26 protein-coding genes are annotated in these 24,650 nt (G+C 46.2%); 14 read left to right on the top strand and 12 right to left on the bottom strand.

Going from position 1 to position 24,650, the window contains the following annotated elements; all coding sequences use genetic code 11:
- Nucleotides 1–4: 4 nt before the first annotated feature.
- The 7 genes from NC994_RS18680 to NC994_RS18650 all read right to left on the bottom strand — a co-directional run bounded on the left by NC994_RS18680 (nucleotide 5) and on the right by NC994_RS18650 (nucleotide 8,811).
- Nucleotides 5–766, bottom strand: coding sequence for a DUF928 domain-containing protein (locus NC994_RS18680; protein ID WP_190438262.1), 762 nt, complete (start codon nucleotides 764–766; stop codon nucleotides 5–7).
- Nucleotides 759–3,224, bottom strand: coding sequence for a CHASE2 domain-containing protein (locus NC994_RS18675; RefSeq protein WP_199299721.1), 2,466 nt, complete (start codon nucleotides 3,222–3,224; stop codon nucleotides 759–761). Before NC994_RS18675 ends, NC994_RS18680 begins: the two co-directional genes overlap by 8 nt.
- Nucleotides 3,225–3,288: 64 nt before the next feature.
- The gene (locus tag NC994_RS18670) at nucleotides 3,289–4,644 is read right to left on the bottom strand and encodes a DUF1822 family protein (RefSeq protein ID WP_190438260.1); all 1,356 of its coding nucleotides are present in this window, start codon (nucleotides 4,642–4,644) and stop codon (nucleotides 3,289–3,291) included.
- The gene (locus NC994_RS18665) at nucleotides 4,641–6,020 is read right to left on the bottom strand and encodes a hypothetical protein (RefSeq protein WP_190438258.1); all 1,380 of its coding nucleotides are present in this window, start codon (nucleotides 6,018–6,020) and stop codon (nucleotides 4,641–4,643) included. Before NC994_RS18665 ends, NC994_RS18670 begins: the two co-directional genes overlap by 4 nt.
- A 199-nt stretch (nucleotides 6,021–6,219) precedes the next feature.
- The gene (locus tag NC994_RS18660) at nucleotides 6,220–7,200 is read right to left on the bottom strand and encodes a HetZ-related protein 2 (RefSeq protein ID WP_190438256.1); all 981 of its coding nucleotides are present in this window, start codon (nucleotides 7,198–7,200) and stop codon (nucleotides 6,220–6,222) included.
- Nucleotides 7,201–7,559: 359 nt separating this feature from the next.
- Nucleotides 7,560–8,156, bottom strand: coding sequence for a DUF6658 family protein (locus NC994_RS18655; protein ID WP_190414872.1), 597 nt, complete (start codon nucleotides 8,154–8,156; stop codon nucleotides 7,560–7,562).
- Between the two features lie 100 nt (nucleotides 8,157–8,256).
- Nucleotides 8,257–8,811, bottom strand: coding sequence for a DUF6658 family protein (locus NC994_RS18650; RefSeq protein WP_190414873.1), 555 nt, complete (start codon nucleotides 8,809–8,811; stop codon nucleotides 8,257–8,259).
- 202 nt (nucleotides 8,812–9,013) lie between these two features.
- Between NC994_RS18650 and NC994_RS18645 the strand changes: the two genes are divergently transcribed.
- Both NC994_RS18645 and NC994_RS18640 read left to right on the top strand, forming a co-directional pair.
- A complete protein-coding gene (locus NC994_RS18645; protein ID WP_190414874.1) occupies nucleotides 9,014–9,265 on the top strand; it encodes a hypothetical protein in 252 nt (83 codons plus the stop codon).
- A gap of 37 nt (nucleotides 9,266–9,302) precedes the next feature.
- Entirely contained in the window at nucleotides 9,303–10,307 is a 1,005-nt protein-coding gene (locus NC994_RS18640) for a lysylphosphatidylglycerol synthase domain-containing protein (protein WP_190438255.1), read from the top strand.
- A 123-nt stretch (nucleotides 10,308–10,430) separates the two neighbouring features.
- Here the strand turns inward: NC994_RS18640 and NC994_RS18635 are convergent, their stop codons facing one another.
- The 3 genes from NC994_RS18635 to NC994_RS18625 form a co-directional block, all read right to left on the bottom strand.
- A complete protein-coding gene (locus NC994_RS18635; RefSeq protein WP_190438250.1) occupies nucleotides 10,431–11,789 on the bottom strand; it encodes a hypothetical protein in 1,359 nt (452 codons plus the stop codon).
- Between the two features lie 154 nt (nucleotides 11,790–11,943).
- The gene (locus tag NC994_RS18630) at nucleotides 11,944–12,918 is read right to left on the bottom strand and encodes a M48 family metallopeptidase (protein ID WP_190415030.1); all 975 of its coding nucleotides are present in this window, start codon (nucleotides 12,916–12,918) and stop codon (nucleotides 11,944–11,946) included.
- 194 nt (nucleotides 12,919–13,112) lie between these two features.
- Nucleotides 13,113–13,448 (bottom strand): (2Fe-2S) ferredoxin domain-containing protein, encoded by a 336-nt coding sequence (locus NC994_RS18625; RefSeq protein WP_242030661.1) that lies wholly within the window; start codon nucleotides 13,446–13,448, stop codon nucleotides 13,113–13,115.
- Between the two features lie 191 nt (nucleotides 13,449–13,639).
- Here NC994_RS18625 and arsM point away from each other — a divergent pair, with 191 nt between their 5' ends.
- The 9 genes from arsM (at nucleotide 13,640) to NC994_RS18580 (ending at nucleotide 20,375) form a co-directional block, all read left to right on the top strand.
- Nucleotides 13,640–14,608 carry an arsenosugar biosynthesis arsenite methyltransferase ArsM gene (arsM, locus tag NC994_RS18620; protein WP_190414877.1) on the top strand — a complete coding sequence of 323 codons (969 nt, stop codon included), beginning with the start codon at nucleotides 13,640–13,642 and terminating at the stop codon, nucleotides 14,606–14,608.
- A gap of 59 nt (nucleotides 14,609–14,667) precedes the next feature.
- Nucleotides 14,668–14,991, top strand: a complete 324-nt coding sequence (locus NC994_RS18615) for a metalloregulator ArsR/SmtB family transcription factor (protein ID WP_190414878.1) — start codon at nucleotides 14,668–14,670, stop codon at nucleotides 14,989–14,991.
- 87 nt (nucleotides 14,992–15,078) lie between these two features.
- A complete protein-coding gene (locus NC994_RS18610) occupies nucleotides 15,079–15,795 on the top strand; it encodes an MIP/aquaporin family protein (RefSeq protein ID WP_242029176.1) in 717 nt (238 codons plus the stop codon).
- 13 nt (nucleotides 15,796–15,808) lie between these two features.
- Nucleotides 15,809–16,222 (top strand): arsenate reductase, glutathione/glutaredoxin type, encoded by a 414-nt coding sequence (gene arsC, locus NC994_RS18605; protein ID WP_190438247.1) that lies wholly within the window; start codon nucleotides 15,809–15,811, stop codon nucleotides 16,220–16,222.
- Between the two features lie 72 nt (nucleotides 16,223–16,294).
- Nucleotides 16,295–16,921, top strand: coding sequence for an arsenical resistance protein ArsH (gene arsH, locus NC994_RS18600; protein ID WP_190438244.1), 627 nt, complete (start codon nucleotides 16,295–16,297; stop codon nucleotides 16,919–16,921).
- Between the two features lie 759 nt (nucleotides 16,922–17,680).
- Nucleotides 17,681–18,682, top strand: a complete 1,002-nt coding sequence (arsS, locus tag NC994_RS18595) for an arsenosugar biosynthesis radical SAM (seleno)protein ArsS (RefSeq protein WP_190438230.1) — start codon at nucleotides 17,681–17,683, stop codon at nucleotides 18,680–18,682.
- A gap of 85 nt (nucleotides 18,683–18,767) precedes the next feature.
- Nucleotides 18,768–19,487, top strand: a complete 720-nt coding sequence (locus NC994_RS18590) for a TVP38/TMEM64 family protein (RefSeq protein WP_242030659.1) — start codon at nucleotides 18,768–18,770, stop codon at nucleotides 19,485–19,487.
- A 20-nt stretch (nucleotides 19,488–19,507) separates the two neighbouring features.
- Nucleotides 19,508–19,636 (top strand): hypothetical protein, encoded by a 129-nt coding sequence (locus NC994_RS18585; RefSeq protein WP_277879709.1) that lies wholly within the window; start codon nucleotides 19,508–19,510, stop codon nucleotides 19,634–19,636.
- A 121-nt stretch (nucleotides 19,637–19,757) separates the two neighbouring features.
- Nucleotides 19,758–20,375, top strand: coding sequence for a hypothetical protein (locus NC994_RS18580; protein WP_190414884.1), 618 nt, complete (start codon nucleotides 19,758–19,760; stop codon nucleotides 20,373–20,375).
- 113 nt (nucleotides 20,376–20,488) lie between these two features.
- Here NC994_RS18580 and NC994_RS18575 read toward each other — a convergent pair whose 3' ends face one another.
- Nucleotides 20,489–20,851: a single-stranded DNA-binding protein gene (locus NC994_RS18575; protein WP_190414885.1), complete on the bottom strand. Its 363-nt coding sequence runs from the start codon at nucleotides 20,849–20,851 to the stop codon at nucleotides 20,489–20,491.
- Between the two features lie 297 nt (nucleotides 20,852–21,148).
- Here NC994_RS18575 and NC994_RS18570 point away from each other — a divergent pair, with 297 nt between their 5' ends.
- The 3 genes from NC994_RS18570 (at nucleotide 21,149) to mreD (ending at nucleotide 23,679) form a co-directional block, all read left to right on the top strand.
- Nucleotides 21,149–22,156 carry a rod shape-determining protein gene (locus NC994_RS18570; RefSeq protein ID WP_190414886.1) on the top strand — a complete coding sequence of 336 codons (1,008 nt, stop codon included), beginning with the start codon at nucleotides 21,149–21,151 and terminating at the stop codon, nucleotides 22,154–22,156.
- 125 nt (nucleotides 22,157–22,281) lie between these two features.
- A complete protein-coding gene (gene mreC, locus NC994_RS18565) occupies nucleotides 22,282–23,016 on the top strand; it encodes a rod shape-determining protein MreC (protein WP_190438227.1) in 735 nt (244 codons plus the stop codon).
- A gap of 111 nt (nucleotides 23,017–23,127) precedes the next feature.
- Nucleotides 23,128–23,679, top strand: coding sequence for a rod shape-determining protein MreD (gene mreD, locus NC994_RS18560; protein WP_190438224.1), 552 nt, complete (start codon nucleotides 23,128–23,130; stop codon nucleotides 23,677–23,679).
- Nucleotides 23,680–23,726: 47 nt separating this feature from the next.
- Here mreD and NC994_RS18555 read toward each other — a convergent pair whose 3' ends face one another.
- Nucleotides 23,727–24,539 carry an HAD family hydrolase gene (locus NC994_RS18555; protein ID WP_190414889.1) on the bottom strand — a complete coding sequence of 271 codons (813 nt, stop codon included), beginning with the start codon at nucleotides 24,537–24,539 and terminating at the stop codon, nucleotides 23,727–23,729.
- Nucleotides 24,540–24,650: the final 111 nt, after the last annotated feature.

Genomic DNA, 24,650 nt, shown 5'->3' with positions numbered 1-24,650 from the left:
TAGCCTATTGAGATGCAGAAACGTTTGGCTCATCTTCTGCACAGAAATCATGAGCTTGAAGAAGCGCGATCGCATTCCTTAATTCCGCTGAGGGATTTGGCACCGAATAGAGTTCCCGCAGCGCATCTGACCAGAGTTCGCGTTCGGCAAAATAGTAGGCTTTCTCCATTGCCAAAGCCTCTGGTGATGGGTCTTTAAGCTGCTGTACGAGTGCTATTGAGATCAATTCGGCTGAAATGCGATCGCGTGTTTCCGGTTCCATCACTTGAAACATGACGCTGGTTTCAATTGGGTACGGCTCTGAAGCAGACAATTTCCATACATAAGACTGTCCAGGTTGCAATGGTTCCCCATCATAAACCGCCCTTGTCTCTCCTTTAATTGGTCGGTTCCAGAATGCCTCTTTATCCCCCTGACGAGATAGCTCAATTCGCGTTACCGTTCCACCTGGGATATTCCAGAGAAACAGAGGGCGATCGCTCCAAATCTCAAGGATTTCCCCTTGTTTTGAATGAAGCGAATCTGCGTCTACCAGTTTAGAGGGAGCGATCGCGCAAATCGCTCCTCCTCTCCCGCCCCCTCCTTTCCTTTTACGACGTAATTTCTTCCAGATATCACCCCATGATAAAGCTAGATATGTCTCATTGCTTTCTGTTAGGACGGGATGCGGTTGTTGTCTGATTGCCGCTTGTAGAGGCACTGAAGAAGAAGTTGTAATCAAGGCAGATATTAACAAAATTGATTGGAGTTTTTTTAAGTTAAACATGAGACTTTTCCCTGAATGCTAAACGAATATAATTCCAAAACAAAACTGTTGGTAAAAACCAAGGTAATAACATCGCCGCCGATATATAGATTTGCAAGGAGGCGATGATATAAATGGTTGTAGCCGTTCCTAACTTCATTACCCAGCGTTGCCGTTGATGAAGATTATCCTGTAACATCAGCGTTACGCCTTTCCCCAGCAATCCTGAAAGTAAAATCATCCATAAATCGGGGATAGGTATCACCAATCGCCGCGTTAATAAATGATGAAGCATATAAGCATGAGCTTCACCGCCAGGAAAATTTTCCTCCTCCCAACCGCGCCAGAAACCGACCGCTAAAGGAATCGCATAATTATCTTCATTTTCTCCTTCTAACCCGGCTCCTTTATATCCACCTGGGGTAATCAACACCACTTCATTCTTAAAGGTGTCTGGTACTTTTCCTTTTCCTAGGCAATCTCCTAGTAACTTACAGGCAGAAATGCGTTCGTAGGCAGATTCGGGGGGAATAGAAAAGTCAATAATTGGATGCAACCACGCTTGAATAAAATTTTGAGAAAAGCGGGTAAGTGAATGAAGGCGAATTTCTTGTAAAAAAGCTATTTTCTGGTTGGGTTGGCTTATTTGATTTAAATAGTTAATCGCTGAGGAATTAAAATTTGTTCGAGCCTGCAAATTGGGTTGCGGTAAATTCAGTGGTAATTCTTGATTCAACACATACGCTATAGCTAAGAGATAAGCAAAAGGATACATCTGTGAACTTTTGGGTTCTGCTGGCAAAAGTTCAACATACCAAGGGAAGAACATGATATCCCCTTCCAAACTCCAATTGAGGTTAGCAATATTCTTGCTTACTCCTGACCTAGGAGTGGATTCTCCCTCTCCAGAACCAAATACCAACCAAGTATTTTTATTAACAATATTCTGTACCGATTGCTTAAGTTTTAAACTGTTATTCGGTTGCTTTTTATCATCTAAGATATAATCAATGCCGACGGTTTTAGCTTCTAATTCAGAAACCCGATTCAACAGTAATGCTACATAACGATAATCGATAGGGTAAATTTGTTTAATTTTATCCGCATCAGCCTTTAGAGATTCCTCATCAATTTGGATAAGTCGCACGGGTGAACTTCCTTTGGCTGGCACTTGGAAGGTGACTTGGCGATAGAAGGCTTGAAGTAAAATGCGCGGTTCTAATAATAAGTTTTGTACGGGTGGCAATAAACTTAAAAACAGGATAGCGCCTAGCCAACAGGCTTCTTTTTTCGTTGGCAACCAGCGGTTTAGTGTGTCAAAAAAGCCAAAAGGTTTAATGCAAAACAGCTCGGCTTCTGGATGCCGAAATAGGGAGGGAACCAGGTAAGCAGAAGGGTAGGAAAGATGCTTTTCCTGTTGTTTAAGAAATAAACTTGCCTCCAGCAAAGCTGAATGAACATCCTTGTATTGAGTCAAACTGGCGAGAAACTGCACCAAAAATTCTTGTGCTACCTGATTGTGAATCGGTTCCCGCATTACTGCTACCTGGCTCAATCCCAAGTTAATCAAGGATTCGGCAATATTCATGCCACTACACGAGTTGAAAATTGCAAACTGAAGTCCCCGTTTTTTCGCCTGTTTCAGTGACTCTTCAATTTCCCAAATCGAGATTGAGGTGTGTGGTGCAATGCCTAATTCTCCACCCGTCAGGACAGTTTCATTACTGTGTCCGGCAAAAAATAAGATATCCCAACCTGGCTCAGATGCGATCGCTTTCTGGATCTCCATTTTGAGTGCATCAGCATCAAAAAATCGAGCCTCTATATTCTTAGGGATATTCAGTTCAGCTTTCCCCTGGTTCCGTTTCCAACCAATCAACTGAATATCTGCAACACGATCAAGCGATCGCAGTGCTTCTCGGTCAGCTTCCAAATTCAAGCCAGTGTCATCCCCTAAAATTGCTAAAACCCTAGCTTTACGGCGAATCGGACGAACGGGTTCATTCAGAATATTGGCGGGAGTGCGAGCAATGCGTATTTGTTGAGTAGCACCCAAATCCGTCCCAATTTCCCAAATTTCCCACGGTAATCGCGCCAGTTCTAGAGGAGTGCAAGTCAGGAACACCTCAACCGTATGATGTTCCGGTTTATGAGCCGCCTTGACAATCTCGCGGCGAATACTAACTAATTCAGGAGTGAGCAACCAGTGTTGAAATTCTTCCCCTAGCTGAACCTCTGCATTCACCAGTTCGCGATGTCGATCAACTGGGAGAGTGCCTTTACCGCTGATGACCTTGTGCCCTCGCAGCCGCCTATAGTAGTTGAGATAGGCGCTTTGCCACTGTTCGTAACTCCTGGTCAGCGAGAGGGGATAATTCAGCTCTACAGAGAGTATTTTTCCTTTCCCCCAAGACAACTCAAAGTCGCAAACAGTGCCAACTTGCTTAACCCTAAGCTTAAAAACTATTCTATCCATCATTTAATTTTGGATTTTGGATTTTGCGGAGGTCGGAGTTGTCCTGCCTCTGATGATTTTCGAGGAGTTATAAAATAAATTCAAACGGCGGCAAAGTTTGGAATTCCCCAGTTTCCGAGGTAATGGTTGCGAGAAATTTATCTTGATAAGTCCCCGCCACTTGAGTAAAAATATAGTCCTCGTCCCCATCTAAGTGCAGTGTATCTTCTGCCAAAACTTCCACGCGATCGCTTACTCGCAAAGTCATCTCATCGTCAGGTTCATTTCCAGAAATCGCCTTCAATATCAGCAATAACGTCCAGCCATCATCATCCGGGAAAGACCAGGTAACAGCATACAGCCGCACCCGATTTCCTAGGGTTAAGTCTCGGTAAGCACGACCCGTATTGGCTGGAATCTCTAACTGATTATTGCGACTAATTTCTATCAAAATTTCATCTAATTCTTGAGATGGGTTTTGTTCGTTTCTGCGGATGGAGAATGATGCTGGCAACTCTCTTAGTGGCTCAGTTCCGCGCAAAGGAGACGGTGCTGGCAAGGCTTCCCAGGACAATTCTTGCATTACTTCATCCACTTGGTTGCGTAACCAGTTCCTGACATTTACTGCTTGCTGAGTCAAGATTTGCAGCAACTCTGATAGATGGTTGGTAACGGTTGCTGTATTCTCAGTTAGCGGCTGGTAGAGCCAATTGAGTAAATCCGGCGTCGTTAGGACTGCTGTTCCCTGCTCCCACGTCAAGACTTGCCACAAAGGACGGTTACGCAGTTGGGGTAATAATGTTAATAGGGTTGACTGCATTCGAGCTAAGGTAGCCTGACGATTCGTTGGGATTTCAGGTAAAGGAATTGCTGATGGAATTAAACATTGCAAATAAAGCAATAGTTCATTAGGCTCTCGATTTAAAAAATCAATCGAAATCTGATAATTCCAATCCACTTCCGATTGTAATTGCGGTTGATAATTAATCAGTTGGTCATGACGCAAAAAACCTCTAATTGCTGAAATTCCTAAGTCTTCCTCAATACCAATAACTACATAAAAATGAGCTGTAAATTCTGGTAAATCTACTACAGCTCTAGGGATAGTGACTTCTTTATCGGTTAAGGTGATAGTAGGGATTAAACAAACTTTAAATTCGCCAACTCTCAAATTAAAAACGGCGTCAATTGCATTAACATACTGAGGTTGCAAAACTGAAGAGTGTTCTCTGTTTAGAGAAATTTCCGGTTCTCGTTTCCGGAGCCATTCCTCAAAACTCAATAAACTTAAAGCTTGAAGATAAATTTGCCATTTTCGGTCTTCTTTCCCTACTTGGTTACTCAATTCTACAGCTTGGTCAAGCTGCTCCGATTCTAAAGGAATTGTTTCTGCCAATTCTTCAAATTCGACCCAATCATCTGTCAAATCTGTTAAGTAATTCATGCTCGTTCTTCTTTCTGGCTATTAAGATGGTTACAAATCGTTGCAGCTAGTTGACTGTTCATCACTCGATTGTGTCCTATGTGAGATTCTTTTTTTGCCTTCTCAATCTCTGTAGAAATCTCTTTATCTAAAATGAGTTGGACTTTTGACTCCAAATTTTGGAGCTGCACGGGATTAACGTAACATTGAGCTAACTTTAAAACGCAAGCTCTCAAGCACAATAATGTTCGGCGTCCGATATCGCTGCGTAAGTTTTTGAGTTCCAGCAGGCGGCTTACTTGAGGCTGGTCTTTTAAGCCGAGTTGGGGAGCAATTTCTTTCATGGGAACTCCCTGACAGTGAAATAAATGAAGTGCCTTGAGGAAGTTTTGCGCTTTCTGATTTTTCTTGGATTGCAAATAGATAAAGCGAGCTTGAATGACCTGCTTGACGGACTGAGCTAAACAGGTATTAAATTGCTGGTGATAACCTGCTAAGAACTCTGATTGCTCATTAGAATCATCCTCACTGGATGTTCTATTTATTTCCGCAGGATTTCCTGAATTATCTAACGGTAAGCCTTTGCGAGTCCGGAGGCGTTCGGCTCTGAGCAACTGCGCGAGTTCTTGCAATTCTCTTAAGATTTGTTCGGGAGATATTGTCCGAGTAGCTGATAATTGTTCAGCCATTTGACGCAATTGCAAGGCGGTTGGGTCTGGATATCGGCTTTTCTCTCCAGCCTTTCGGTGCTGCAAAAGTTGGGTGCGATAAATCTGATGGTAGCTATCAAGTAGCTGAAGTGTTTGGTTGATTTCTGCTGGTGTCCGGTCAAACTCTAATAAAACTCGCTGTAATCGTCCGGGGTTCATGTAACTCAGAATCATCCAGTCAGTTACTTGCTCAATTCCGTGTTCGAGTAAGAATCGTTTGAGGAAGCGATCGCTTTTTACCATCCTGACCGTCCAAGTCGATAATTTACTCTTATCCGGGTCAAAGGTTTGCAAAATTCGAGCGGTTACAGATGGATAGTTTGTCCGGCTTTCATCCATTTCCTGACGCGGAGAACGCAAAGTGCTATCGAGTACCAACGGCAACAGCTCCATACTGGTGAAGTCATGGTTTTTGCCAAACTTCTGCTCTAGTTCTAAGCAAAATTCTTGAATTTGATGAGAGATAAAGCAGCGCAGACACACCTCAGCCATCTGACGGCGAGTGTCATCGTTCTGGAACCACTGCATGAGTTGGCGTTGAATTTCCCGGTCTGGCATATCCTCTCGGTCAGAGAGTTCGGGAAATTGAGTCAAGAAAAAGGCTTTTGCCGACTCAACTTCTTCAGTTCGACACTTGCCGAAACTATCAATTCTCATCAAAAGCCAGTATCTCGATGCCGTACCCATCGTTATTTCACTCAATTGTGCAAATGCAAAGCGACTCTGAAATTCCTCATCCTTGCCTCGCGTAAACCAGGATGCCGATCGAAGTCAATTGAGGCAAGTTTGGGGGAGCTGATTGAACGGCTAAAAACGATAAGGATAACTTTAAACAAAGCGAGTGACATCTTCAAGAAATTCCCGCTTTTCCCCAAACTTCACTCGGCTACTTTTCCATTCCTATCGCCACAAGTTGCTCAGACGTTCTACCTGCTGCGGCGGGTTTTAGCCAGCTTGCGACTAGCTCCGGCTTTGTTTTTCGAGCAAAAATGCGAATTGCATGGTAACTGACTTTTTCCCGCAGACGATAGACTTCCCTAGTCCGCAAATTCAAGGCGCGAGCGATCGCTTGTTGAGAATTGCCAGCGAGGTAAAGTTCCAGCCAAACCGCTGCTTCTCGACTGACATTTTCGGCTAAATAGTTGTAAAACTCCTGCTTTACGGTTGTCCGCAGAAACATTTGTTCTTCAATTGCTTGATTGTCTTGATACTCTGCAACTGCGTGGGTATCGAGGAAACTTACCGGATTGTTTGTCTCGTGGGACACCACTTCCTCAGAAATCAGTCGCACCAGTTCACCATCGGGGATATGAGTCATCCCTCCCCGCCGGGAACGACGTAGATAGTTAAAAAATCTATAAACTAAAAGTGGCTGGTTGCGAATTGGTCTGAGACAGTATTCTTCGATGCTGCTCATCAGTAGAGAGTTGCCTAAGCGAGCGTCTGAAGTACATTTGCTAATCCAGGCAATTTGCTGTTGAATGTAGCGATCGCGATGCAATAATTCCTGAATGACTTCTTGCAACACATCGACAACCGTTGCCGAGCGATCGCGCGATAGCGCCACCCAAGTCCGAATTTTATTCTTCAGCAATACTAAACTCCCCAGCCGAGTCGTCAAGTTGCAATAAGCACGCTCTGGTGCCACGCCTAAGTAGCGTTGCCGTAAAATGCGATAGCGATAATCCATCGCTTGCAAGGCAATTACCCTCTGAGTTGCATTAAACGTTTCAAAACGCTCTCCGTCCTCTCCCACCAGCCACAGAGCAATACTTTCATGGGTTGCTGCGCTATAGCCAGGACAGTCAGATGCCAGCTGCTTCGCCACCTCAGTTGGAGACAGCACAACGGTTAGAAATTTTTTCATTTCAATAGCCGAGAGTGTGTGTTCTATTCGGCTATATCTTTAGTCAGGCTGAGGTTATGTATTTTTGATCCGGTTTCTCCGAAAGGATTCTCCCGGAGAAACCCTGACACGGTAGTATCACAATTTTCTATTCGATGCAGTACGGTTTAACCCCACCCTTGCCCTTCGACCTTTCCTTTAACTAGAGGGGTTCAATATTCTCCCCTCTCCGTGAACGGAGAGGGGCTGGGGGTGAGGTTCCGAGTAGATATAGCACTCAAGTTAGAACCGCTATAGGGATACAAAAGCAAATAGGGGCAGGATTATCCCGCCCCTAGAATCATTGATTGAGTCCGGTGTTTATTTAATTCCAGACGCTGCTAATCAATCGCATCAGCAGCCTTGTCTGCTGCCCGCTTAGCACTCTCAATTACATTTCTGCCTGCATATTTACTATTTTCCTGGACATTGTCAGCTGCCTGCTGCGTTCCTTTACCCAGGTCTTTGGTTGCATCCTGAGTATTGCCCTTGAGATTTTCAATTCCCTGCTTTGTTCCCTTAGCAAAATCACTAGCCGATTTTTGCGCTTTGTCGCCAATTGCGTCGGTATTTTGCTTGACATTCTCACCGAACTGTTTAGCGTTTTCGCCCTTCTTATCCAGAATCCGCTTGGTGTTTGTACCTACGTCATCGGTCTCGTCAATTACGTGGCGCTCAGCATTGTCAATTAGGCCTTTTGCCTTAGCTGCTACGCCTGAGGTGTCTCTTCTGGGATCGGTATCGCTATAGTCGTTCATCCCACCTTTATACTCATTGGTTAAGGCACCTGTAGGAACGTCCTCCCTAATTTGGTCGGCGGTCTTCGCTTGTGCCCCACCATTACAAGCGGTGGTAACAAAAATGATCGTGGCGGACAAAAACACGGTCAGGATTTTGCCCAAGTTGATTTTTTTCAACCAATTAATTACGCTGTTCATCAAAAAAACTCCTTTTTCTGTACGAGTCAATGGTTGTTTTGGTTAGCATTGCAATCCGAGATTTTCGATTGACTGCCAATCGAAAATCTCAATTATTTGCTTATTTGTGCAAAGCAGGGTTGCTTTGCATTTCAGGTCTCTGACCGGCTTCATCTGATTTATCTTTGATGAAGCTGGAAGCCTCTTTGAACTCTTCACCGATACTTTCTAATATCTTGGCATTAGGATCGCTGCGATTGATTATAGGTTGACGACCTCCAGCTCCAGAGACTTCAAAATCCTCTGAAGTTTTTATGGGCAATTCTTTTTCCTTTGCGGCTCGACCTGCTGGTGTCTCAGCACCCGGGTAGAGGATTTCAGAATCGCTGGTAGCAATTAACTGATTGGACAGGATCTGCAAGTCAGCGCGATCGCGTGGATTCGCTGTTTTGCTGACGTTAGGATCGGTAGACATTTTGTAATTCGTGTAGCCATCTCCACCATTGCTGTGGGGATTGTTGTTCCCTCCCATTTGCACGGGGGGATTTTGTGGACGTGCCCCTAAAGAATCGCCATTGTTACAAGCGCTGGTAACAATTAGCAACGCGCCTGCCAAAAAAACGGTCAATATTTGACGTAACCGTAGTTTTTTAAAGAAAGCAGTTAAGTGTTTCACACACTACTCCCAAGATTTTTACGAACTGTCATAAACAATACAAAAGCTACAGTGTTCCTACCTCTAGCGCAGGTCACATTCTGGTTGCAACTAAAAGCAACCTCTCTCTAACCGTAGAGAGATTCCTAAAAAATAAGCAAAACTACGGTGATATTGGTTGGTTCGCGACCATGCCAGCTAAAAACATCGCTCAGCCTAGAACTTGGCTGATTTTTCTCAATCTTTCAGCATCAGATGGGTCTGGGCATCGCTGCCTCAAACGCGATCGCTCACATCAAACTTGCCTCACCATCAGGTAGCGGATCGTTATCCGTATCCCAGATGTGCCAAGCTTGGCTGGGAAATTGTTCGCGAATGTCTGCAAAGTGTAGAAACAGAAGAGCGATCGCTCCCTCTGGCAAAAGTTACAGACTCGCTACCGTTCTCACTTTGGTATTCTCATACTCTAGGATGAGGTATTTGCCTCAACTCGCTACCCAGTGTGAAAGGTCATGAAAAAAATTTGGTCATCCCTGAAGCCGTACTTGCGCTGGGTGATTCTCGGCGGGACGCTATTTTTTTTGGCAAAAGCTCTCAAAGACAATTGGCGGGAAGTCGCAGCCATCCGAATGACTGGTGCGGGATGGACAAATCTAGCGATCGCCTTTTTGATTACTTTACTGGCTCATACTTGGTCTGGATTCGTCTGGAGTTGGATTTTGCAATCGTTCCGGCAACCCGTTCAGCCTCGATGGGCGCTCCAAGTTTACCTGAAAACCAACCTTGCCAAGTATTTACCAGGGAATGTCTGGCACTACTACGGGCGCATCGTGGCGGTGACATCCCACGGGGGTTCTTTCGGTGCCGCGACTCTCAGCGTGTTACTCGAACCCCTGCTGATGGCGGCTGCCGCTTTATTAGTTGCCTTAGCAGGTAGCCAGTTTGGTTGGGCAGGTGTCCCTCAGAATACCCAGACGAGAACCTTACAACTTCTGGGTTTGGGTGTGGTTTTGCTGGGCGTTCATCCCCGAATTTTGAACCCGCTGATGCAGTTGGCAAGTAAATTGAAGGGAAAGAAAGCAAGAGGTGCAGGGGCGCAGAGGCGTGGGGGAGAAGAAAATGCTATCTCTGCTTCAGCTTCTCAACCCCCCACAGAAACGGCAGAAGCTTCTTTTCGACTTGAGCGCTATCCTCTATTTCCTTTGTTGGGAGAAATTGGCTTTTTGTTACTGCGTGGCGCGGGGTTTTTGTTTGCCATGCTAGCTCTGACACCAGTGAATCCCAATCAAATCCCAATGCTGCTGAGTGGGTTTAGTTTGTCATGGCTGTTGGGTTTGATTGTTCCCGGCGCACCTGGGGGAATCGGGGTATTTGAAGCGACAGCGATCGCTCTATTCGGTCAACATTTTTCTGCCGCCATTCTCCTCAGCGTCGTCGCCCTATTCCGCTTGGTGAGTATTTTAGCGGAAGCCGCCGCTGCTGGATTGGCAACTTTGAGCGAGCTGAAGGATCGCTAAAAGGGCTATCAACTACAGCTATGACAACTTTATTCCCCCTCAATCCAGGTTCCCCTCACCGAAAACCGGGGAGGGATTATGGGTGGGGTTCCCCTGTCCCGCTTTCAACGAGTAGCCAGAAACCTAATCCTCTGCAACTTGATCTGACATCGCCTCTGCGATCGCAGAAGTTGCAGCTTTTATATCGCTATCTAACTTCAGTTGAGAAAAAACTCGATACATCTGTGCCGTCCCGTTAGGCAGCTTCTTCGTGCCATTTCCGTTCATCTTGATCAAATTGTATTGAACGTTTTCACCATAGATAGCAAAGGTTATATGAAATATTTCAAAGAAATTCACGACCCACTTGCAATCCTCTTCCGGATAGTGCATATAGTATTTGATTAACTCAGCAATGCAAGTTTCTAAATGGGTGCGAACATTTTTACAAATTAATAAAATTTTCAGCAGTACGATTACTAAAGTCAAAGGATGCCCTTGCGACATCAATAAAATAAATAGAGGCGAAGGTTCCCGATGATTTTCAGTCGTTAAATATTCGATCACCCGATTACAGGTTCTTAACAACAGGGCATCATCTAGCGTTTCTTCATGATGATTTTCATATACAACATCTAGCTTTTCTTCTAATTTTGTTTTCAAGACCTCTACAAATTTTCTGTTTTCCACAGAAAAAATTAAATACTTTTGTAGACTATGCTTAAAATTTTTGTAGAGAAGTCCTTGAGTTTGTTGGAGAAAAATATTTGCCAGATTTGTATAGCTAAATGGCCCCCGTTTCGCAACAATCGTCTTGATCAGACGCAGTACCTCATCCCCTAAACCAGTCGGGTTTTTAGGCAAAATTTCTCTTGGCATCGCCGACTGCGATCGCGTGGTATACATTGCTAGCTCAAACTTAAAGCGATCTTTCAGTTCTTGCGACAATGCTCTGGCGGCTTCCCGCTGTTCGACGGGGTTTGAGAGATTCGCATATTGAGGAACTAACAGATAAGAAGTATAACGATGGCTCCAATGGGTTGCTTCATGTTCTTCGTATCTAGCAGCAAATATCTTTAAATCTTGATAGTCTTGGCTTTTAATAAAATTTACAAGCCAAAGTCTCAACTTACTTAAACTTGGAGACAAGGTTGACTTGCTAATATTTAAATCGCTAAATACTAAAACTAATTCTTTAATTGCTTTATAGCTTCGCGTCGTTTCCCAATTATTGATGAGGATATAACAAGAGCGCTTTAGGGTGTTTTTAAATTCTTCTTCATCATTCGCAAAGATAATGTCTGAAAGCGCTTTGACCGCGTTGGTATTAACAGCGTTAGGACTGTAATAAATAAATAACTGCTTAAATTCTTGCAGAACGGCTTCTGGAGGCCATTGCTGAACAATGTCCACCAAAAAACGATAGATCATATCTCGATCTGGCTGGTTGGAAATGACACGAAACTCGGCCTGATATCCATCTGATAGAATGTCCCTGACCATTCCTTAATTAGGACTATTGAGTCCTTCCTTAGAGTGTGAAGAGAGAAAGTAGATGGCACCCAGCGTCAATGCTAATTGCAGTGTATAGTACTTGACTTGACTGCCCATAGCAATCCTTGAAAATACATACGCTTGGGGAACTTGCTCTCAACCGCTAAGGATCTTCGGATTCAGACCGGAGACGGTTAATTTGTTCTTGCAATTCCTCAATTTGACGCTGTAGCGCATCCACCTCATTAACAGCTGTTTCTGATGGGACATTCACCGCGCCCTGTACAGGGGAACGTTGGTAATTGCCCCGGCGAATCTGACGATATTCCTCTGAGTTTGCCCACTCCTGCAAATGGTGAAGGCGATCGACCGTAAAGGGATGGGTCGTAAACCAACCTTGAGTAAAGTTATTGTAAAGTAAGAACTTGTAGACTTGATTCAACCCGTCTTCGTCCAATTCCTGATATTTTTGCGATTGACGAATAAATTCATCTAAATTTACTTCATTGGCATAACGGGCGCTGCCACCAGCAAATTTCATCATTAAGTGCATCACCGGATTCAGGTCGTCTGTCACCAGGAAAGCGGCTCGATCTGCTGATAATTCCGCTTTACGGCTCCATTCAATAAACGCCAAAACCAAGCCGGTACTGACCAAAGTGCTGAAGCCAAAGGTCGCATTCCCGATAAAGTTGACGGCTTGCAAAGCCCAAACCGCCATCTGACGTAAGGTCGTGTGACCGCATTTAATATGTCCTAATTCATGTGCAATGACTGCCCGAAGTTCCGCTTCGTTGAGCAGGTCTAAAAGTCCAGAGTTCAGGATCACATAAGGGCGTTCTTGTCCGAGGGCGCTGGCATTAACCCAAGGCGCTTGGGAAACGAAAAGCGTTGGTTCTGGGTAAACGTCCAGATCGCGCAAGCATTCCCGGAAAATGCCATAGATGCTAGCATACTGACGCGGCCCGACCTGAATGCTATTGCCCATGTGGTAGACAAACTGGGGACGCTCAGAGGCAAATTCCACAAATTTACGGGCAACCATATCAAATCCAGGCACGCTGCGTAAGGCTTGCTCGGCTTGTCGGTCGAGGGGATGTCTAAAAGCTTCACTGGAAATTCCGGTATAAGTAGGCATATTGATGAGCCTTATACAGCGTTCTACTGAACTATTAAAGCCTAGAAATACAACGAGCGGCTTTTGATCTACATCACAGGGATGCGCGATCGCCGTGTCGTTCAACTGCCACAAAAACTGCTTGATTTAAGCAAGTAACCAACCTACATCTGAGAAAACTTGACACGGCGGCAGTTATCGGAGTGAAAATCACTTCAAAAACTGATTCTCATGTGAATTCTGGGATTCAGCTTTGCTTCTATTGGTTCCCCTTTTTGTAAATGTTGTTCAACGATCGTCTGGACATCGCTGGGTTGAACTCGGCAGTACCAAGTTTCTTCCGGGACAATTCGCACTGTAGGACCACAGCTGCACTGTCCCTGGCAACCGCTCCCCGTCACCATGACTCCGGGAATATCAGCACTCTCAAAAGCGGCAAGTACCTCTGCGCTTCCATTTACCAAACAGGAACGGTACTGGCAAACGATGACGCAACGCCGATCTTGCTCCAAACACTTTTCTTGCGAACCAGTTTCCACTTTTGAGTCCAGCACAGTATAAATTCCTATGGCTCTATGTTAACTTCGCCTTAGCAGACCAGGGGAAAAGTTGGTAGCGCTGGGGAGAGTCCTTTTTCAGGCAATGCTCATTTATTAGGGATTTGATAGCCTTATAGATTGGAATCAGAGTATTTTTAGCAATTTGCTAAAAAGTCGCAACGCCAATCTAGGAGAATATTTGAGTGAGCTATCTCGAAACTGCTGCTGAGTTTTATAGTGAAGTAGCGCAGACGCCACAAGTCGGACTTTGTTGTGTCCAAAGCAGTCCCCTGCAACTGCCAGGACTAAAAATTTCGCCTCAGATGCAGGAGATGAACTACGGTTGCGGTACTACCGTCCATGCCGCTGAACTCGCTAATGACCCGACGGTGCTATATGTCGGCGTTGGCGGTGGTTTGGAAGCGCTGCAATTTGCTTATTTTTCTCGCCGTCCGGGTGGGGTGATTGCCGTCGATCCAGTGGCGGCGATGCGCGAGGCAGCGACTCGGAACTTAGCGATCGCTGCCCAAGAAAATTCCTGGTTTGACCCCAGTTTTGTGGAGATTCGGGAAGGCGATGCCTTCTCCCTCCCAGTGCCAGACGCCTCTGTAGATGTGGTGGCGCAGAATTGTCTATTTAATATCTTTGAACCCGCTGACCTGCATCGGGCGCTTCAAGAAGCTTTCCGGGTGTTAAAACCAGGGGGTCGTCTACTGATGAGCGACCCGATCGCCACTCGTCCCATCCCACCACATCTGCGGCAGGATGAACGGTTACGGGCAATGTGTCTGTCAGGTGCTTTAACTTACGAGCAATATACTCAGCATCTTATTGATGCTGGATTTGGGCAGATAGAAATTCGAGCGCGGCGTCCTTACCGACTGCTGGATTGCGCTAGCTACGGGTTGCAGGAACCATTGCTATTAGAAAGTTTGGATTCTGTTTCTTTTAAAGTGGCAATTCCTGAAGATGGTGCTTGTATTTTTACTGGCAAAACGGCGATTTACACCGGCACCGAAGAGTTTTTTGATGACTCGAACGGGCATATCCTTCCACGGGGTTTACCAGCCGCGGTGTGCGATAAGACAGCAGGAAAGCTTGGTGCATTGATGCCAAAAGACATCCTGATTACTGATTCAACCTGGTACTATACGGGCGGCGGTTGCTGTTAAGTGACGAATTTGTTGGGTGCTTGGATAGGATAGCTGAAGAGATTCTTCAATAAAACTTGATGGCTAAACTACCTGCGATCGCACCTCCTTCAGTTTCTTCTGGCTTTCATGCCCTGTCTGACCCCCTACGGATTCAAGTGCTAGAGCTGCTCCGCGAACAAGAGCGCTGCGTCTGCGAACTCTGCGAACAGTTGGGGGTCACTCAGTCTAAACTTTCCTTTCACCTAAAAACTCTCAAAGAAGCCGCTTTAGTTTGCTCCCGACAAGAAGGACGCTGGATTTACTACAGCCTCAATCTGCCTCAATTTGTTGTTTTGGAGCAGTATTTGGCAGAGTACAGTCGCTTCAGCCCGCTCTTATCAGCGCTTCCCTGTAAAGACTAGGCTTGACACATCAATTTTTTTTGAAATATGCTTAATTCATCAACTTTTTTTGAAATGTAAGTTGCAGAAAATTCTTTGGTACTGGGGATGGTCGTGAAATCAGTGTCGCGGATGGCGCGTTGGAACTCAGTTTTCCAATCGTGCAAGCAACAAGCGATCGCTGAGGGAGTGGGTACATTCATCCTGGTGTTTGCCGGTACGGGTGCCGTGATGGTAAACCAAATTAGCGATGGCGCGGTGACTCATCTCGGCATCAGCTTTGTGTTTGGCGCAGTTGTTGCCGCTTTAATTTACGCCTTGGGACACATTAGCGGCGCTCACTTTAACCCGGCGGTAACGCTGGCTTTCTGGACAAGCGGCTTTTTCCCGAAACGCCAAGTATTGCCCTACATCTTGGCGCAGTCTTTAGGAGCAATTGCCGCCTCAGCTTTACTCTGGATGGCTTTAGGGCGCGTTGGCAATCTGGGTGCGACGGTGCCGCTAGAAGGGAATTGGCTGCAATCCCTGGTGCTGGAAACGGTTCTCACCTTTATTTTAATGTTTGTGATTTTTGGTTCCGGTCTCGATCGCCGCGCCCCGATTGGCTTTGCGGGGTTAGCGATTGGCTTGACGGTAGGGTTAGAGGCAGCGTTTATGGGGCCAATTACCGGAGCCAGTATGAATCCAGCGCGATCGCTCGGCCCCGCTTTAGTGGGCGGCATTTGGCAGCACCACTGGGTTTATTGGGTTGCACCCATCTTAGGGGCGCAATTAGCCGTGTTGATTTACAGCCAACTTTCCAACGGATTTCGGGACATTAAGTAAGGGAGAAAACCTGATGAAACGAGTGATGTTTGTTTGCAAGAAAAATTCTGCCCGTTCCCAAATGGCAGAAGGCTTTGCAAAAACACTGGGTAAGGGAGAAATTGAAGTGATTAGCTCTGGATTAGAAGCCTCTCAGGTTAGACCGGAAGCGATCGCTACCATGAAAGAAATCGGCATTGACATTACCAATCAACACTCGAAACCCCTTAGCGACTTCAAGGGTGAAGACTTTGATGTGGTAATTTCCCTGTGCGGTTGTGGAGTTAATCTGCCGACAGATTGGGTACTTCGGGAAGTCTTTGAGGATTGGCAGCTTGACGATCCGGCTGAACAGCCTGAAATTTTCCCCAGAGTGCGCGATCAGATAAAAGAACGGGTGACTAAACTCATCGAATCGCTAAAGGAAGAAGCGACACCTGTTGGATAAGGTTTCAATGACAAACCAAACACCGATAGAGCAACCAATTCAGCAGGTTCTTGAGCAAAAGTTATCCTTCTCATGACAACTTTCGAGCATCCACCCAGAATTTTATTCTTGTATGGCTCTTTAAGAGAGCGTTCTTACAGCCGTTTATTAGCAGAAGAAGCCGCCAGAATCATCGAAGGTTTTGGTGCAGAAACCAAATTCTTTGACCCGCGTGAATTGCCGATTCACGGTAGCGTAGAGGCTGACCATCCGAAGGTTCAAGAATTGCGGAATTTAAGCTTGTGGTCTGAGGGTCAAGTTTGGTCTAGTCCAGAGATGCACGGGAATATTACCGGCATTTTGAAAAACCAAATCGACTGGATTCCTCTAACTTTAGGGGCAGTAAGACCGACTCAAGGTAGAACTTTGGCAGTCATGCAGGTCAGCGGTGGTTCTCAGTCGTTTAACGCCGTCAATACTATGCGAATCTTGGGACGCTGGATGCGGATGTTTACCATCCCCAATCAGTCTTCCGTTGCCAAAGCGTACAACGAGTTCAATGAAGACGGAACGATGAAGGATTCCGCTTATCGCGATCGCGTTATCGACGTAATGGAAGAACTTTACAAATTTACGCTACTACTCCGAGATCAAGTAGACTACCTGACGGATCGCTACAGCGAACGCAAGGAAAAAGCAGCGACTCAGCCGAGGTTATAACGACACCTCGCTTTTTAAAAACCTACCCTTGAAAGACCCCAGCCCAGCCCCGTGACCGGGGCTGGGTTCAATATTCCCCTCCCGTGGAGGTCGAGGCGTTGGGGGTGGGTTACGAGTGTGTACATTGCACTAAGCGTGAGAACCGCTATATACCACTTCTAAGATTGTTCTCAACTGATACTCAGCTTGCCAAGATTTAATAATATCTAAGCTTAATCCCTGACCCCTGTAATTTTAGTCACACGAGAGTATGCAGGTTACATCCCTCTATCTTTTGGGCAAGTTCGGCAACAGCCGACGCATCTTGCCGAGGGTCAATGTACTGAGCTACAGCCAATGATTAGGATAGGACGATGAGTTATCAGAGTATCGCTGTATTTCAGAAAAAATCAGAACAAAAAAATCCTGGCACTTATGCTAGCATCTACTGCGACAGCAGCAGTGCTTAAAGTTGTACTTAAAAATTTAATACCATAAAACAGTGTTTTTGTCACTTCTTTTTAGGAGATTAGCGGCAATTAGACTTGCTCAATCCAACATTGAGTTGTCTGCGTACTAATTTATTAGAAGGTTCTCCATAAAATGTCTGCTGGCGTTACGGCAACTAATTTTCTGCGTGCCGCTTATGCCTTCTCCGGGTTCTACAAGATATTCATCAAGATGAGGCAAACAATCGTTTAGGCAGGGAATTTTTACTGCTGACATTGTTATGACCAACCTGACCTTCGATAACCATGTTTCCCTGTTTAGGACTACCCCATGATTAATCTCGAATCAACTCGTTCAAACGTAACACCTTTTAAAGAAAAAATTGGTGCCCCTTTAACTAAAAGTAAAATTAGCGTTTTACAAATCAATTTGGGGAAGCGCTGCAACCTTGCCTGTACTCACTGTCATGTAGAAGCAGGACCAAAACGAACTGAAGAATTAACCCCAGAAGTTTGTAATCAGCTGATTGAACTAATCTATAGATTTCCCCAAATCAAGATTGTTGACTTGACAGGGGGTGCCCCGGAAATGAACTATGGTTTTAAACCGCTGGTAGAGGCGGCACGGGATGCAGGTAAACAAGTGATTGTGCGGTCTAACCTCACCATTTATTTTGAAAAAGGGTTTGAGACTCTTCCAGAATACTGTGCCAAACACCAAACGAGAATTGTTGCTTCCTTGCCATGCTATTTGGAAGACAATGTTGATAAAATGCGCGGTTCTGGGGTCTATAACGACTCAATTCAGGCACTGCAATGTTTGAACCAGCAAGGGTATGGTCTTGACCCTAACTTAATCCTCGAGCTGGTATACAACCCTCCAGTTCCAGCTACAGAAAATTTTTCTTTAACCCCCAATCAGGTAAATCTGGAACAAGATTACAAGGCTTATCTAAAAGAGCATTTCAACATTGTTTTTAACAGCTTGTTCACGATTACAAATTTACCAATTGGGCGAACCAAGTTTCATTTAGAACACAGAAAATTAATCAAGCCTTATTTACACTTCCTAGAGTCAAATTTCAATGGCAGCACCCTTGAACATTTAATGTGTCGGGATGAACTTTCAATTGACTATCTGGGAAATGTCTATGATTGCGACTTTAACCAGATGGAAAATTTACCTGCGAAAACCCGCAATGGTGAAAAGCTGACAGTTGCCAAGATATTGGAAGCTGGCAGCTTAGACATTATTGAAGAAATACAAACTGCATCTTACTGCTATGGTTGCACGGCTGGATGTGGTTCTAGCTGTGGGGGTGCCCTGATTTGAAACTAGCAAAAAAAGTAGGATTCTGCCTCTTCTCAGTCAAGGCAAAGTTTGTTCGGAAAATAAAATTTTGCCTGGATTTTATCGGATGAGAAATAAGACCAACCAAAGTGCTTCCCCGATGCCGAAACGTTACAGTCAGTGGGTCAGAACGCTCAAAAGTCCCCCCTTGTGGATAGCGATCGCACTCTCGATCGGCATCCTGCTGTGTATCTTTAGCCCATTGAAACTTTTGTTGGATAAATCTTTCCTGGTTAGTCAGTTGGAAAGATTCGGTAGCTGGGCAGTCTGCCTGTTTATCCTGGTTTTTGCCGTGTCCAGCGCCATCGGCATCCCTGGAATTATGTTTCCTGTTGCGGCTGGTGCGGTTTTCGGTTTCGTCTGGGGAAGCCTTTGGTCGGTCATCGGCGCAACGCTGGGGGCAATTGGCGCATTTTTGGCGTCTCGCTACCTGCTGCGCGACTGGGCGGAACGCCGATTTGGTCAACATCAAGCGTTGATGCGGTTCAATCAAGCCGTGACCCGTCAGCCTCTGGCTTTTGTGCTGGCGATCCGCTTTGCGCCAATCTCCCCCTTCACGGTGGTTAATTTCTTGTTGGGACTCACGCCTATCAGCTGGGTACCTTATTCAGTTGGCACGTTTATCGGAATTATTCCAGGGACGCTGGCTTACGCTTGGGTGGGGGTTACGGGTGAGCAAGCTTTGCAGGGAGGCGATCGCTTGCCCTTGCTACTAGCGCTCAGTTTTTTAACTTTCCTATGTGTATTGCCTATTTTGGCTCGTAAAAAGACGCAACCCATTAACTGACGAATAAATTCAACCAATTTTTGGTTTTATTTCCCTTAATTTTTGTTTTCACCGGCTGTGCCGGATACTCGCAGTCCGCTGATGCCAAGAACGAAGCGATCGCAGCGCCACTGCTGCCGGACGCTGCACGGCAACAGATTCCGTTATGAGATCAACTGATAACTTCTTCCACAACTTGGGAAAATTGCTTAGCTGGGAACCTAATTAGCTCCAATCAGTTCTGAAGAGTTAACAAGATTACGTAAATAGCAATAGGGAAGAGACAAACCGATGAAACGGGCAATTTCTGGCGCTTTATTAACTATTTTGAGCTTTAGCCTTCCAGCAATGGCTGCCACTACAGAGAAATTCCAGGTCAAAGGGCAAAACGCTTCCGCCTCTTTTTACCAATCTGACGACTGTAGCTCAAGCGGTGTCAGTGTTTGGGCTGCCGATAACGTCAGCCGTAGCGCACCAGGAGCACCGACTTCGGAGAAGGGAGCCAACGTCTCTTATTGGAACTCGAATTGGTGTACCGGCAAGTATTCCTATGGTTACGGTTACGCTCCAAATGTCACCTTCACCGCCAATAACCAGCTCAGCTCAGCTAGTTTGAAAGGCACCTTCAAAGTTGACGAATATTCGTCAGAGAATCCCGACTCAACGACTGCCAAAACGGTTGACGTAGCGCTAAATTGGACGGGAACAGGCGAGACATTCCGGGGTCACAGCAGTTCTCACTATCAGTGGATGGGCGGTATGTCGCACTCTCGCTATGTTGGCTCTTATCGGACTGCGGACGTATCGGGTAGCGTCACGATGGACGGCAAAAACCTGATTACGAATATCCCTGGCTTTGGCGATCTGAACTCGTCTAGCAGCGGCTCGGTGCAAATCACCAAGAGGTAGACTGTCGTTAAAGATTTGGGGATTCTTCGTCTTTCCCGCCCAAATACAATCATTAGCCATCAGTTCTCTGGGGACTGATGGCTTGTCGTTAACAGCTAACAATTCGCACCGAATTAAAATTCGGTGTCGTTATAGCCATTTACTGCACTGGGGTCTGTATCCTGTTTAGAACCGAGTAAATCTAGGCGATCCACCTTAATAACAGGTTTAGATCGGTTGGATGCCTTATTATCGCTCCAAGTCTCTATTTTCAAGGAGCCTTGTACCCCTATCAAACTGCCCTTTCTCACATAGTTCGCAGCCACTTCCGCTGTCTTCCCCCACAGTTCCAGGTTAAACCAGTCAGGCTGGTCGCTATTGCGAGTTCGACGATCCACTGCCAGCGTCAGATTGCACTTAATTTTACCTGACTCGAAATACTTGACATCAGGCTCTGTACCCACACGACCTACCAAGTTCACAACATTCAGGCTCATAAAATTGATTAGTACAAATGTACTGAACTACAGTGAATATACTTTAACGAATTTAGATAGTAGGCTCAAGTCAACTTTATCCTGATTTGCTCTTCAACTACCAGAATGATGCTTGGAAATGGCCTTGAGGCGTTTTCACTGGATAAATTCGTCTACCTGACTAGACTCTGGATAGAAAACGTAATAGAATCCACCTCGGTTCCATTTCCGTTAGAATTCCATCTCACACAACAGCATTTCATTTTGGGGGCGTAGAAACGAGTGGGTCTTTTCAGTCGCTTTTCCTTATCCCGGGACATGGGTATCGACCTGGGCACTGCTAACACCCTGGTTTATGTGTCCGGCAAAGGCATTGTTCTCCAAGAACCCTCTGTGGTTGCTATGGATATGGACACAAAAACCCCGCTAGCCGTGGGCGAAGATGCCAAAAAAATGTTGGGAAGAACTCCCGGCAATGTGGTGGCCCTGCGCCCCCTGCGCGATGGTGTCATTGCAGATTTCGATGTCGCTGAGCTAATGCTTAAGCATTTTATTCAGCGAGTACATGAGGGAAGAGCCTTAGTTTCACCTCGTGTTGTCATTGGCATTCCTTCGGGTGTCACTGGCGTAGAACGACGAGCCGTTATGGAAGCAGCATCTCAGGCAGGTGCCAGGGATGTGTACTTGATAGATGAGCCGGTCGCTGCTGCCATTGGCGCTGGACTACCAGTGGCTGAGCCTACGGGCAACATGATCATTGATATTGGTGGCGGCACCACAGAAGTTGCCGTGCTTTCTTTACAAGGAACGGTTTTAAGTGAATCGGTGCGCGTGGCTGGGGATGAGCTTTCGGAAGCCATCATGCAGTACATGAAAAAAGTCCATAACTTGGTGATTGGGGAACGCACGTCTGAAGAAATCAAGATTCAGATTGGTTCTGCCTACCCCACCAGTTTTGATGAAGAAGCCATCATGGAAGTGCGAGGCTTGCACCTGCTCTCTGGCTTGCCGCGCACTGTCACCATCAAGGGACCGGAAATTCGGGAAAGTATGTCTGAACCGCTTTCAGTAATTGTGGATGCGGTGAAGCGAACCTTAGAGCGCACGCCTCCCGAACTCGCAGCCGATATTATCGACCGGGGCATCATGCTGGCTGGCGGCGGTGCTTTGTTAAAGGGGCTGGACACGCTCATTAGCCACGAAACTGGCATTGTCACCCACGTAGCGGCAGATCCGCTCTCGTGCGTGGTGCTGGGAACCGGGCGGGTGTTGGAGAATTTCAAACAGCTAGAGCGGGTGTTCAGCGGGCGATCGCGCCAGATGTAGCAGTCATTAGTCGTTAGTCATTAGTCATTAGTCATCGGCAGTAGACGATGAACTAAAGGCTAAGGCTAGGGACTAGGGACAAAGACTAAAAACTAAAGGACTCAAGACGAATCCCTGATACCTAAATGTTTACACTGCGTCGCTGGTGGGTTCGGCACGGAATACAAGTTATATTGGCTGGGCTAACCATTGGAAGTGCCTGGGCGATCCGGGAGACTCAGGGAGCTGCTCTTTATGAGACTTACCAGTTGCTCACCCGTCCTTTTCAAGGGGAACCCACGTCACAAGAGCGCATCGAGAATGCCCGCGTTCTGGAATTACAGGAGCGGTTAGTTGAACTCGAAAGCCAAAATCAGAAGTTACAAGAGCTGTTGGGCTATGTTAAACAGAAAAAACAGCCAGGGATAGTCGCTCCGATTGTGGGACGTAGCGCCGATCATTGGTGGCAACAGATAACCCTCGGTCGAGGAAGTCAAGACGGTATCAAAGCAGATTTCGTCGTGATGGGTACGGGTGGCTTGGTCGGTCGCGTAACCAACGTGACTCCCCATAGCAGCCGGGTCTTACTGGTCAGCGATCCCAGCAGCCGGGTAGGGGTTGCGATTAGCCGCAGCCGTTATATGGGCTATCTTCGAGGACAAGGTTCTAACCGAGCAGTGATGCAGTTTTTTGATAAAGTTCCTGATGTCCGTCGGGGCGATGTCGTGGCAACATCATCTGTCAGTAAACTTTTTCCGTCAGGGTTGCCGATAGGGCGAATAGAATCTGTAAATTTGGACAAAACTCCAGCTCCTGAAGCTGTGATTGAGTTGACAGCACCGATGAGTTCCTTGGAATGGGTGGTTGTGTACCCGAAATGAGGAATGAGCGGTTAGCTGTCATTAGGAAATAGCAATAGTAAATAGTGATTAGTCATTAACCACAGACGATGGACTAAGGACTAATCACGGATGACCCATGACCCATGACCCATGATCAATGTATCTGACTTGTCACCTTGGCCTCGTCAAATGCTTAACTGGGCAGTAACCATTGGTTCTGTCCTGTTGTGCTTATTGGTCTTGCCGATGCGCCTACCGGGAATGGAATTGTTGGGAATTGGCCCCAACTGGTTGTTAATTTGGGTGGTTGCCTGGAGTTTGAAGCGATCGGTTTTGCAGGGTGCGATCGCTGGGTTGGTGTTGGGACTAATCCAAGATGGAATGACATCTCCCGATCCCAGTCATACCCTGAGCTTAGCATTGGTAGGAATTTTGACCGCTCGGATTCAAAAGCAGCGGTATATTGAGGAAGATTTTATTTCGGTGGCGTTAATTGTTTTTGGGATGGCGGTTGTGGGGGAGACGGTGAGTGCCCTTCAGTTCACGCTACAGGGCGATCGCGATCTGGGAGCAATTTGGACATATCACCAGCGCATTGCCCTCTCCAGTGCCATCCTGAGCAGCCTTTGGGCACCCGTTGTTTACTATCCTCTAAATCGCTGGTGGCAGCAGATGAACCTGTTAGGGCAGTCTTCCAAGTAGTTTCTAGCCAATCGTCAATACTCAGTCTTCTGAGTATTGAGTGAGGACTATTGACGATTGACCAATGAGTGATGACTCACTCCCAGCAGGTAATGAGCAACAGAAAGTAAATCGCTATGAATGCGGGTTGGTTGGAACTGTCGCAACCTTTGGGGGCTACGAATGCCACAAGTCAGCGCGATGGTGGGAATCGAAAGCGCTTGTCCTGCTAAAATGTCTGCTTCCGTATCCCCGACCATCCAACAATCATCGGCAGTTTGCCAAGGCGAACAATGTTCTGCGATCGCTGTGGTGAGAAGTTGCGTTTTCACTTCAGCGTAGTTTTGATAGGCGGCATGGCTGTCTTGAGTCCCGTAAATGCCACTAAACAAACGAGCCAAACCGTGATTCTGCAAGATTTGCAGAGCTTGGGATTGACATCGTAACGTCACTAACACCAGCTTGATGCCCTGAGAATGTAGCAATGCAAGCGCCCAGTTCACTCCTGGCTGCATTTTGTCTTTCTGTAACAGCGCTGGTTGATTGACGATGCTGACGACACGCTGCAAAAATACATTAATTTGCTCACCCTGTAAGCCCGATCGCATCGCAATTTCCACATCTGGGACGCGATCTTGCTTCATTTGCCAGAATTGCTCTTTAGTCAATACCTGAAGATGCAGGATTTCTCCTTGCTCCTGATATATCTCCTGAGTATCAGCGAGTCCTAGCTGATAGGTACTGTAATAGCGGTGGGAAACGTCCACAAGTGGGCCGTCAAAGTCGCAAAACACGGTCAGTTTTTGTAAATGAGGGGCAGCGGCTTGACCCCGGTAGGGCTGAGGTGGTTGCAAATCTGAGGCGGCGGGGCAGCAGTTCATAGGACGTTACGAATCCGAACTTTTTGATACGTTTATTTACATTAACAGGTGCAACATAAGTTGTCATGGGATTTAGCCATCAAAATATATTAGACCTATTTATAGGGATAT

It is taken from the genome of Trichocoleus sp. AS-A1 (genome assembly GCF_039962015.1).
Lineage (GTDB): Bacteria > Cyanobacteriota > Cyanobacteriia > Cyanobacteriales > FACHB-T130 > FACHB-T130.
The sequence above is the reverse complement of the archived record's forward strand: the minus strand, read 5'-3'. Positions and strand labels throughout refer to the sequence as shown.